The organism is Streptomyces caeni (assembly GCF_042678285.1).
Taxonomy (GTDB): Bacteria; Actinomycetota; Actinomycetes; order Streptomycetales; family Streptomycetaceae; genus Streptomyces; species Streptomyces caeni.
On the sequence record NZ_JBHUDX010000124.1, the window covers coordinates 1 to 11,519 of the forward strand.

The 11,519-nt window shown below is 70.1% G+C and carries 8 protein-coding genes and 1 pseudogene; 7 read left to right on the forward strand and 2 right to left on the reverse strand.

All coding sequences use genetic code 11. The features are described 5' to 3' along the window. Positions 1-114: 114 nt before the first annotated feature. Entirely contained in the window at positions 115-966 is an 852-nt protein-coding gene (locus ACFSL4_RS34920) for a dienelactone hydrolase family protein (RefSeq protein ID WP_381091839.1), read from the reverse strand. Positions 967-1,063: 97 nt separating this feature from the next. On the opposite strand from ACFSL4_RS34920, the gene ACFSL4_RS34925 reads away from it, so the two are divergent. The 6 genes from ACFSL4_RS34925 (at position 1,064) to ACFSL4_RS34950 (ending at position 10,465) form a co-directional block, all read left to right on the forward strand. After that, entirely contained in the window at positions 1,064-2,035 is a 972-nt protein-coding gene (locus ACFSL4_RS34925; protein ID WP_381091841.1) for a GlxA family transcriptional regulator, read from the forward strand. A 1,013-nt stretch (positions 2,036-3,048) separates the two neighbouring features. Continuing rightward, the gene (locus ACFSL4_RS34930; RefSeq protein WP_381091843.1) at positions 3,049-4,569 is read left to right on the forward strand and encodes an aldehyde dehydrogenase family protein; all 1,521 of its coding nucleotides are present in this window, start codon (positions 3,049-3,051) and stop codon (positions 4,567-4,569) included. A 47-nt stretch (positions 4,570-4,616) separates the two neighbouring features. Continuing rightward, a complete protein-coding gene (locus ACFSL4_RS34935) occupies positions 4,617-6,191 on the forward strand; it encodes a GMC family oxidoreductase (RefSeq protein ID WP_381091845.1) in 1,575 nt (524 codons plus the stop codon). Continuing rightward, on the forward strand, positions 6,191-7,321 hold the full coding sequence (locus ACFSL4_RS34940) for a quaternary amine ABC transporter ATP-binding protein (protein ID WP_381091847.1): 1,131 nt from the start codon (positions 6,191-6,193) through the stop codon (positions 7,319-7,321). The genes ACFSL4_RS34935 and ACFSL4_RS34940 overlap by 1 nt, the downstream gene beginning before the upstream one ends. Before the next feature lie 46 nt (positions 7,322-7,367). Then, positions 7,368-9,392 carry an ABC transporter permease gene (locus ACFSL4_RS34945; RefSeq protein WP_381091849.1) on the forward strand — a complete coding sequence of 675 codons (2,025 nt, stop codon included), beginning with the start codon at positions 7,368-7,370 and terminating at the stop codon, positions 9,390-9,392. A 113-nt stretch (positions 9,393-9,505) separates the two neighbouring features. Beyond that, positions 9,506-10,465 carry an ABC transporter substrate-binding protein gene (locus ACFSL4_RS34950; RefSeq protein ID WP_381091853.1) on the forward strand — a complete coding sequence of 320 codons (960 nt, stop codon included), beginning with the start codon at positions 9,506-9,508 and terminating at the stop codon, positions 10,463-10,465. A 40-nt stretch (positions 10,466-10,505) separates the two neighbouring features. On the opposite strand, the pseudogene ACFSL4_RS34955 reads toward ACFSL4_RS34950, so the two are convergent. Next, a pseudogene (locus tag ACFSL4_RS34955) lies at positions 10,506-10,709 on the reverse strand (isocitrate lyase/phosphoenolpyruvate mutase family protein); the annotation flags it as partial. A 246-nt stretch (positions 10,710-10,955) separates the two neighbouring features. On the opposite strand from ACFSL4_RS34955, the gene ACFSL4_RS34960 reads away from it, so the two are divergent. After that, positions 10,956-11,519, forward strand: a 564-nt coding sequence (locus ACFSL4_RS34960; RefSeq protein ID WP_381091851.1) for a PhzF family phenazine biosynthesis protein, incomplete at its 3' end; no start/stop codon positions are given.

Consider the following 11,519-nt stretch of genomic DNA (forward strand, 5'->3'; position numbering starts at 1 on the left):
AAAGCCCGAAACGGACATCACGTCACGTACTGCCCTCTCAGTAGACACTCCCCTTCGGCGCTGGAGCCACGGTGGGCCCCCGAGACAGTTGCGACGTCAATGGCCTCACGTGGCCTACGGCCCTTGACGATTGACCTCCGAGTGCCCGGTCCGGCCCAGCCGTTCGGCCAGAAAGGCGAGGATCTCGTCTCTGGCCTTCAGTGTGGGATGTCCGTCCTCGTCCACGAGGTGGGCGGTAACCACACTGTGGGGGGACCCCACCACATCACGGAAGAACGGGGGCGGGTTCGTGTTCGCACAACCGCCTGGAAGGACGCGGCCGTCGAACGCGTCGCCGAGCAGGGCTCGGTAGGCGGCGAAACGCTGCCCGGTGCACCAACGGTCGTTGTCGAAGCGGTAGGCAAGGACTTTCAGTCCGTCGCGTGCAACGCGTTCCTGGACCGCGTGCGCGTCCTCTTCGCTGATCTCCAGTCCGGCGGGATCGTCCAACGGCAGTGACGGATGGTTGACCACCGGCGCGATGACGGCAGGTTCAATCGCCATGGTGAGTGCGAAGTTGCCCGTGAAGCACAGTCCGATCGCACCGACTCCAAGACCGCCGCACTCGGCGTGGGCTTGGCGCGCCAGCCCACGCAGCCACGCCACGACAGGGCTGGTACCACCCCCGGCAAAGGCACGGAACTCGGCACTGACACACGTCCGGCGAATCACCTCCTGCCCGCCCTCGACCGTGGGATAGGCACCGTCGGTCCCGAAGAGCGAGGGAAGGTACACGGTGAAACCCGCATCCCGCACCCACCGCGCCAGCCGAAGGACGTCGGGACTGATACCAGGCATCTCCGGCATCAATACGACGGCCGGCCCGGAACCGGCGACATGCACCGTCTTCACCACCCCGGCCACGTCCACCAGCCGGTGGGAGAAGTCCGTGATCGCGTCGCCAAGACGTCCGTTGGAAGCGGTCATGGCGACAGCGTGGCCTGATGAACCCGCACAAGGCGATAGGCTGGACCGCCACATAGAGGGGTGATCTCGCCACAGGCGTGGTGGTCAGGAGGCGACCATGAGCGCACTGCGGGTTGGCGTTCTGGCCTACCCGGGCTGCTTCGCGTCCGAGGTGTTCGGCGTGCCCGACCTGTTGACGATGGCCACGCACGTTGCCGGTCCGGACCGCTCGGGCTACGAGGTGTCGGTCGTCTCACCTCGTCACCGCATCACCGCATCGGGCGGTACGGCGTTGGCCGTCGCTCCGCTCCGCGAGGTCGACGTTCTTGTCGTGCCGGGATTCGAGCTGGTGCCGGGTCTCGACGTGGACGCGAAACTCACGGCCCTCGCCCCTGAGATTGCGGCGATCCGCTCACACACCGCTGCGGGTAACGCCGTCGTCTCGATCTGTGTCGGCGCCTTCCTGCTCGCCGAGGCAGGACTTCTCAACCGGCGCCGGGCTACGACGGCGTGGCTTCTCGCCGACGAACTGGCTCAGCGCTGTCCGGAAGCCGACGTCCGCCCCGAACGTCTGGTCGTCACCGACAAGGGGGTGACGACGACCGCGGCCTTCAGTGCCATGTACGACTTCGCGCTGGAACTGATCCGCCGACACAGCGGTGCTGACGTGGCACGGGCAACCGCGCGGGTGGCGCTCGTCGACGACGCGCGGTCCTCCCAGGCTCCATACGTCGACGCGCGACTTCTTCCGCAGCCCGGAAACGAGTTCTCCCGCAGGGTCATGCGACGCCTCGACCAGGACCTCGCCGCCCGATACGACCTCACGGCGTTGGCGGACTCGCTCAGGGTCAGCACTCGGACGCTGTTGCGGCGCTTCGCCGACGAGACCGGCCGGAGTCCTCTTGAGTACCTACAGTCATCGCGCGTCCGCCGTGCCCGCCACCTGCTTGAGACCACGGATCGAACCGTCGCCGGCATCTCCGCCACGGTCGGATACAAAGACCCCGGGACCTTCGCCGCTCTCTTCGCCAAGCACACCGGACAACGCCCAAGGGACTACCGCGCGACCTTCCGGCGTGGTGCCAACTGATCGCGGCCATCCCCTGGTGCCAGATTCGCCAGCGACCTTGCGTCCATCCGCGCTCGCGGTACCGGTGCTGAGGGCGACCCACACCCCAGGCGTCGTGCGGGCAACGTCGCCGTGGACAAGGCCCTGACCCCGCCGGTTCGCCGCCCGGCGCCGCCCTCCTCCACGATTGTGTAGTGCGCTTCGATGCGGCGCGCGTGCATGCCTCTGCGCGATGTGGCGCTCTGCGGAGAAGCAGGGCCCGATGAATCCACACCTGCGTTCCTCGGGTGGACCCCGGACGCCGGAGAGCTGGCGGGAACTGGCGATCGCCTGGCGCTACCGGTGCTGGGGTGTGTCCAGCCACTGGGCCTGGCTCACATTCGGCGGTGACGGAATGTGTCCTGGCGTCACGCTCGGTGACATCCGGGCCGGCCCTGCTGGTGGCCTCGGCTTCCCGCCCAGGTGGTGCGGGGAAGGACCGGCGCGTTGTCCACGAGGGCGCGGCCCACAGTCGAGGACCCAGCCTTGCATACGAATCACTCCTCATGCTTCCTGCGGCCCCATGCGCTGTGCCTTTGCAGATAGGGCACGAGACGAGCCGCCGTTACCTTGCGTCACCACCGGATGTGCGACAGAGCCGCTGGCTGTACACACCCGCGCATCGCACGCCCGTCACGCCACCACGCTCCTGCGTGCCCTGCTCGTCCTGACGAACCTCGAAGTCACCCGGTGACACACAGGGCAGACGATCTTCACGCCGGACAACCGCCCACGGCCAGCACGAGTACGCGAACAACGACTCACACCAGCCCCGTGACCAGCAACTTCAAGATGGCGGATCTTCAGTGGTGCGCTCGTGCACCAGGCCGGCCTGGACGCCCTTTGACCATGGATGCCCGAATAGTCGGGCCGCTGAAAAATTTCGCGACCGATGAGGCATACTCCGCGGACTCGGGGGAAGGCGCTCCCCGCTCCGCCAGGCACGGGACTGTGGCTCACGAGCACGGAACGGCAACGGAAGGCACATACCCAGCATGGCGGGTTCAACAAACCATCAGGTACAGCAGACGATCTACGCAAACGGACAGTGGCAGAGCGCCGCGTCCGGCGCCACGCGCGAGATCCTCGACCCGGCGGACGGCCTTGTGTTCGCCGTGGTGTCGGAGGGCGGAGAGAAGGACGCCGACCACGCGGTCGCGGCCGCCCGTCACGCCTTCGACGAGGGCGACTGGGCCCGCACGCCCGTCGCCGAGCGCGCCGCGCTGCTGCGCCGCGTCGCGGACCTGCTCGTCCGCGACCGCGAGGAGATCGGCCTGCTGGAGAGCCGCGACGCCGGCAAGACCCTCGAAGAGGGCCGGGTCGACGTCGACTGCGTCGCCGACGCCTTCCGCTACTTCGCCGGCCTCGTCGCCTGCGAGGCCCCCGGCCGCGTCGTCGACGCCGGTTCGCCCGAGGTGCACAGCGTCGTCGTGCACGAGCCCGTCGGTGTCTGCGCGATGATCACCCCCTGGAACTATCCGCTGCTCCAGGCCAGCTGGAAGATCGCCCCGGCACTGGCGGCCGGCAACACCTTCGTGATCAAGCCGAGCGAGATCACCCCGCTGACCACGGTCGCGCTCATCGCCCTGCTCGCCGAGGCCGGGCTGCCGGCCGGCGTCGCCAACATCGTCACCGGGCCCGGCCACACCGTCGGCGCCCGGCTGGCCGAACACCCCGACGTGGACCTCGTCTCCTTCACCGGAGGCCTGGTCAGCGGCGTCAAGGTGGCCCAGGCCGCCGCCCTGACGGTCAAGAAGACGGCCCTCGAACTCGGCGGCAAGAACCCCAACGTCGTCTTCGCCGACGCCTGCGCGACCGCCGAGGGCTTCGACACCGCCGTCGACCAGGCGCTCAACGCGGCGTTCATCCACAGCGGCCAGGTGTGCTCGGCCGGAGGCCGGCTCATCGTCGAGGAGTCCGTACGGGACCGTTTCGTCACCGAACTCGCCCGCCGCGCCGAGAAGATCCGGCTCGGGCGCGGCACTGCGGACGGCGTGGAGTGCGGGCCGATGGTCTCCGAGCAGCAGCGCGCCAGGACCGAGGCCTACGTCGCCTCCGCGCTCGCCGAGGGTGCCGTCCTGCGCTGCGGCGGCAAGCGCCCCGAGCCGTCGCCCGAGCGGCCGGCGGGCGGCTACTTCTACGAGCCGACCGTCCTCGACCACTGCCACCGCGAGATGAAGGCCGTGCGCGAGGAGGTGTTCGGGCCGGTCCTCACCGTCGAGACCTTCCGTACCGAGGACGAGGCCGTCGCCCTCGCCAACGACACCGAGTACGGCCTGGCCGGCGCGGTGTGGACCGCCGACGCGGGCCGGGCCCGCCGCGTCGCCGGACGGCTGCGCCACGGCACGGTCTGGATCAACGACTTCCACCCCTACCTCCCGCAGGCTGAGTGGGGCGGCTTCGGAAAGAGCGGCAACGGCCGCGAGCTCGGCCCCACCGGACTCGCCGAGTACCGCGAGACCAAGCACGTCTACCAGAACCTCGCGCCGAAGCCGGTGCGCTGGTTCGCGGGCTGACCCCGCAGCCCGTCCCCACCGCTCGCACTCCCCTGGAGCACCACCCGATGCAGCAGAACACGCAGCCCGTCACGCACGAGCATGCCCACGAGTACGACTACGTCATCGTCGGCGGCGGCACCGCAGGCTCCGTCATCGCCTCCCGGCTGACCGAGAACGCCGACGTGACCGTCGCCGTCATCGAGGGCGGCCCCAGCGACATCGACCGCGAGGACGTTCTCACCCTGCGCCGCTGGATGGGCCTGCTCGGCGGCGAACTCGACTACGCGTACACGACCGTCGAGCAGCCCCACGGCAACTCCCACATCCTGCACAGCCGCGCGAAGGTCCTCGGCGGCTGCTCCTCGCACAACACCCTGATCGCCTTCAAGCCGCTGCCGGCCGACTGGGACGAGTGGGAGGCCGCAGGAGCCGCCGGCTGGGGCGCCGTGCAGATGGAGGCCTACTGGGCCCGGCTGCGCAACAACGTCGTGCGCGTGGCCGACAAGGACCAGAACGCCATCGCCAAGGACTGGATCGAGGCGGCGAAGACGGCCACCGGCGTCCCCGAGGTCAACGGCTACAACGCCAAGCCCTTCCACGACGGCGTCGGCTTCCTCGACCTGGCCTACCACCCGGAGGACAACAAGCGCTCCTCCGCCTCCGTCGCCTACCTGCATCCGCACATGGAGGCCGGCGACCGCCCCAACCTCACCCTGCTGCTGGAGACCTGGGCGTACCGGCTGGAACTGGACGGCAAGCGCGCCACCGGTGTCCGGGTCCGCACCAAAGACGGCGAGGAACAACTGATCGCCGCCCGCCGCGAGGTCGTGGTGTGCGCCGGTGCCATCGACTCGCCCCGCCTGCTGCTGCTGTCCGGCATCGGGCCCGGCAAGGACCTCGAGGAACTGGGCATCCCGGTCGTGCACGACCTGCCCGGCGTCGGTGAGAACCTGCAGGACCACCCGGAGTCGGTGATCGTGTGGGAGACGAACCGGCCGCTGCCGGAGAACTCCGCGATGGACTCCGACGCCGCCCTGTTCGTGCGCCGGGACGACACGCAGGACCTGCCCGACCTGATGTTCCACTTCTACCAGATCCCCTTCACCGACAACCCCGAGCGGCTCGGCTACGAACGCCCCGCGCACGGCGTATCGATGACCCCGAACATCCCCAAGTCACGGGCCCGCGGGCGGCTGTACCTGACCAGCGCCGATCCCGACGTCAAGCCCGCCCTGGACTTCCGCTACTTCACCGACGAGGACGGCTACGACGCGCAGACCCTCGTCGACGGTGTGCGGATCGCCCGCCGGATCGCGCAGACCAAGCCGTTCGCGAGCTGGCTGGAGCGGGAAGTCTTCCCGGGACCCGACGTCGACGACGACGAACGGCTCAGCGAACTCCTGCGCAAGGCGCACCACACGGTCTACCACCCGGCGGGCACCTGCCGGATGGGCGCAGCGGACGACGAACTCGCAGTCGTCGACCCCGAATTGCGGGTCCGCGGGCTGGAGGGCGTACGCGTCGTCGACGCGTCCGTCTTCCCCACCCTGCCTGCGGTGAACCCCATGATCGGCGTACTCATGGTCGGCGAGAAGGCAGCCGAACTGCTGGCCGACACCAGCGAAGGGAACCAGGCCTGATGAGCGGCACACCCCACCCCGTCACACCCGACCTCGACAAGCGGACTGGCCTCGCGGACGCAGCCGACGCCCCCGGAGCGGTGGGCACCCCACCCGTCTTCGGCGTCCGCAACCTGTGGAAGGTCTTCGGCCCGAAGGCCGACCATGTGCCCAGGAACCCCGAGTACGCGCGCCTGTCCCAGTCCGAACTGCGTGCCGCCACCGGCTGCACCGCCGCCGTCCGGAACGTCTCCTTCGACGTGCACAAGGGCGAGGTCTTCGTCGTCATGGGCCTGTCCGGCTCCGGCAAGTCCACCCTGGTGCGCTGCCTGACCCGGCTCATCGAACCGACCTACGGCAGCCTCGACATCGATGGCGAGGACGTCCTCGCCATGGACAAGAACCGGCTGCGCGAACTGCGCCGGCACCGCGTCGCCATGGTGTTCCAGCACTTCGGCCTGCTGCCGCACCGCTCCGTCCTGGACAACGTGGCCTACGGCCTGGAGATCCAGGGCATGTCCCGCGCCGAGCGGCGCGAGCGGGCGGCCGAGATGGTCGCCAAGGTCGGCCTCGACGACGGCCTGGAGCAGCGCCGCCCCGGGCAGCTCTCCGGCGGCCAGCAGCAGCGCGTCGGCCTGGCCCGCGCGCTCGCCGCCGACCCGGAGGTCCTGCTCTTCGACGAGCCCTTCAGCGCCCTCGACCCGCTGATCCGCCGGAACATGCAGGAGGAGGTCATCCGCCTGCACCACGACGAGGGCCGCACCATGGTCTTCATCACCCACGACCTCAGCGAGGCGCTCCGTGTCGGCGACCGCATCGCCCTGATGCGGGACGGCGAGATCGTGCAGCTCGGCACCCCCGAGGAGATCGTCGGCTCGCCCGCCGACGACTACGTGCGCGACTTCGTCCGCGACGTGCCGCGCGAGCAGGTCATGACGGTGCGCACCGCCATGCGGCCCGGCGACTGCGGCGGCCCCGAGCACCCCGGCACCCTCACCCCGGGCACCCTCGTCGCGGACGCCATCGACATCGTCGCCCGCTCCGGCCGTGCCGCCTGCGTCGTCGAGTCCGGCCACTGCCTGGGTCAGGTGGACCACGCCGCGCTGCTACGCGTCGTCGCCGGTCTGGATCGCGAGGAGGTGGCCGCATGACCCGCCGCATCCCGGACGCCGCCTCCCACGGCCGGGGGTGGTTCGCGTGAGTGCCCTCACCACCCCGTCCCCGCCGTCCCCGCCGTCCGCAGCGGTCGAACCGGCCGAGCAGGACACCGCCGGCCGTCTGTCGCCGCTGTCCCACCCGACGGTGCGCCGGCTGCTGCCGCTGCTGGCCGCCGCGGTCGTGTTGGTACCGCTCGCCGCCGCCCTGTGGGGCAGCGGCGGCTGGCCCGACGCGCTGACCGTCGACGTCAAGACGCCCCTGGACGACGCCTACACCTGGGTCGTGTACAACCGGGACACCAACCCGGTCTTCCTGTACTTCCTGCTGCACCTGAGCAACTGGGCCTACGACTCGGTCTCCTGGGTGACCGACCTGCTGCGCAGCCTCGGCTGGTTCCCGGTGACCGCGATCGCCGTGCTGCTGTCCTGGCGGATCGGCGGCCTGCGGGACCGGCGTGGGCTGCGGCTCGCCGCCGTCACCCTCGTCGCCTTCGCGCTGTGCGGTGTGCTCGGCATGTGGGAAGCCACCATGGAGACCCTGGCCCTGATGTCGGTCGCGGTCGCCGGGTCCGCCGTCATCGGCGCCCTGCTGGGCCTCGGCGCCGGCCTCTCGGACCGCTTCGAGCACATCCTGCGGCCGGTGCTGGACACCATGCAGATCATGCCGGCGTTCGCCTACCTGCTGCCGCTGGTGCTGCTGTTCGACATCGGGGTGGCCTCCGCGCTGATCGCGACCGTCATCTACGCGGCCCCGCCCATGGCCCGGCTGACCGCGCTCGGTCTGCGCGGCGCCGACCCGGGTGTCATGGAGGCCGCCGAGTCCCTCGGCACCAGCCCGGCGCAGCGCCTGCTGACCGCGCGGCTGCCGCTGGCCCGCAAGGAGATCCTGCTCGGCCTCAACCAGACGATCATGATGGCGCTGTCCATGGTCACCATCGCCTCGGTGATCGGCGCCGGCGGTCTCGGTGAGGAGGTTTTCCGCGCGCTGTCCACGGTCGACGTCGGCGCCGCGCTCGCCGCGGGCATCCCCATCGTGCTGCTCGCGGTGTGGCTGGACCGCACCACCGCCATCGCCGGCGACCGGCTCGGCGGGGGCTCGGGCCCGGACGGCGCGCCCTGGCTGCACGGCTGGCGGGCCTGGACCCTGACCGCCGGCGCCGGCGTCGTCGTGGGGGTGACCGGCTGGCGGCTGCTCATCGCGGACTGGCCCGAGGCATGGACCGTGGACTTCGCGCAGCCCGTCAACAAGGCCGTCGGCTGGTTCACCGGCCACCTCGCCGAGGGCGTGCCGGTGTTCGGCGGCACCCGCCCCTGGGCGGCCAACTTCACCACCTGGGTGCTCGACCCGATCCGCGACGCCCTGACCGGCACACCGTGGTGGCTGCTCGTGCTGCTGGCCGCCGGACTCGCCCTGCTCGCGGGCGGCTGGGGCGCCATGTGCACCGCCGCCCTGGCGATGGCCGGCGTCGGCGTCATCAACGTGTGGGACGACTCCCTGGACACCCTGTCGCAGGCCCTCGCGGGTGTCGTCGTCACCCTGGTCCTCGGCTTCGCCATCGGCGTGGTCGCCTCCCGGGTGCCGCTGCTGGAACGCATGCTGCGGCCGGTGCTGGACACCATGCAGACCCTGCCGCAGTTCATCTACCTGATCCCGGTGGTGGCCCTGTTCAACGTGGGCCGTGCCGCCGCCGTCGCCGCGGCCGTGCTGTACGCGCTGCCCGCCGTCGTCCGGATCACCACCCAGGGCCTGCGCCAGGTCGACGGCGCCACGCTGGAAGCGGCCCGCTCCATGGGCGCCAGCACCTTCCAGCAGATCCGCCAGGTGCAGGTGCCGCTGGCCCGGCCCGCGCTGATGCTCGCGCTCAACCAGGGCGTGGTGCTGGTGCTCGCCATGGTCATCGTCGGCGGCTTCGTCGGCTCCGGCGCCCTCGGCTACGACGTGGTCAAGGGCCTGCAGAAGAGCCAGCTGGGTCTCGGCCTGACCTCCGGCGCCGCCATCGTTCTGCTCGGTCTGGTACTGGACCGCGTCACCCAGCGCACGAGCAAGCGGGCCGACACCCGCTAGGCGTCGCCCTCTCACCCGTACCCCGCTCACCCGCCGTCCGTACCCACCGGTCCGAACAGCCGTTCACGCAGGAACGCCCCTGCCTGTCCCAAGGAAGAGAAATCACCCTCATGATGAACAGAAAAAGCCTGCTACGCGGCGCCGCCGCCGCCGTCGTCGTCCTCAGTGTCACCGGCGTCAGCGCCTGCGGCGCCGCCAAGACCGACAACAAGTCGAGCGGCAGCTCCGACTCGGTGACCATCGCCGTCCCGTCGTGGGTCGGAGCCGAGGCCAACGCGGCCGTCGCCAAGTACATCCTGGAGAACGAGCTCGACACCAAGGTCAAGCTGACCCAGCTCGACGAGTCGGTCGCGTTCGACGCCCTCAACAGCGGTAAGGCCGACGCCATCCTGGAGGACTGGGGCGGCGCGCCGAAGAAGGTCAAGCTGTACGTCGACGACAAGAAGTCCGTGGTCAAGGCGGGCAGCCTCGGCGTGACCGGCCACATCGGCTGGTTCATCCCGAAGTACCTGGCCGAGCAGCACCCGGACATCACCGACTACAAGAACCTCGACAAGTACGCGGACAAGTTCAAGACCGCGGAGAGCGGCGACAAGGGCCAGTTGCTGGAGGGCTCGCCGTCGTACACGACCAACGACGAGGCCCTCATCAAGAACCTGGGCCTGCACTTCAAGACGGTCTACGCCGGCTCCGAGGCCGCCCAGATCACCCAGATCAAGGAGGACTACAAGGCCAAGAAGCCGTTCATCAGCTACTGGTGGACGCCGCAGTGGCTGAACTCCCAGATCGACCTGGTCGAGGTGAAGCTGCCCGAGTACAAGGACGGCTGCGACGCCGACGCGGCCAAGGTGAAGTGCGGCTACGCCAAGACCCCGCTGCAGAAATACCTGGGCGCCGAATTCGCCAAGAACAACGAGAAGGCCGCGGCGTTCCTGAAGAACTTCAGCTGGACCAACGCCCAGCAGAACGAGGTCGCGGCGATGATCGCGGACCAGAAGATGAGCTCTGACAAGGCCGCGGAGAAGTGGGTCAAGGCCAACCCGGACGTCTGGAAGGCCTGGCTGCCGAAGTGACGGCCCGCGACGCCGCCGCCCGGTCGAGGACGGTTCGCGTCCGTATCCGGGCGGCGGACTCCCGCAGCGCGGCGGTCGCCGCACGCTGGAGCCCCGGCCCGAACGTGACCCGTGCGGCACCTTGCTCACCCAGCTCGGCGGGCGAGGGGCCGTCGTAGTCCGGCCCGGCGAGGGCGTTGACCGGCCCCTCGATCCCGGACCGCAGCAGCGGCAGCACCTCCACCGGCGCGAGAATCGGGTACACGCTGACGCCCGGAGGGGGGTTTGTTGGGGTGTGGGGTGCTGGCTGGCCTGGTGTGTTGCTGGTTCACTGAGAGGTGGAATTGGCAGTTCGATCGAGGTCGTCGGGGTGTGTGAGCTGAGGTTATGTGTTCCGTGTTGAGGGCGGCCCCTCTCTGTCATCTCTCGTGTGAGACGCCCGTCGGCGGCACGTGGCAGCGGCGTGGAGGCAAGTAGTCGCCGTAGGCGGCGCGGTTCCAGCCAACCGTGGTTGACTGCGCCGTACGCCGTCTACGTCCGCCCGGTTCCCCCGGATTCCACCGGGGCCGGGCACCCGACGGTCGGCCTGCGTTTCTTCACCGCCGGGGAGGAACTGCCCGCCTGCGGCCACGGTACGGTCGCCGCGCTGGCCTTCCTCGCCTCTCGGGCGGGGACCGGGGAGTCCTACCGGGCCGCCCTGCGGACGTCCAAGCGCGCCTTCGACGGCTGGCGCGAAAGAGACGGCGACCGGCTCACTGCCCGCTTCGCCCCCGGCCGCGTCGACTTGCGCGAACCGACTGCCGACGAGCGCGCGCTGGTCCTTCCCGCCCTCGGTCTCGCGCCGGACGGCGCGGGTCGGGACGTGCGGGTCGCAGGGGGCCACCACAAGATGCCGCTGCCCGATCCGGGAGCACAGCGCGCCCGCCCTGCGGTCCTTTGCGATCATCACGGCCTGTGCCTCGTCCACGCACTCCAGCAGGTGGCACGTTCCCAGGTCTCGTACCTTCTCGGTGCGGGAGGTGAACCGCCCCGTGTCAGGTGGAGGCTCGATTCCATGAAAGGATTGAGCCATGGC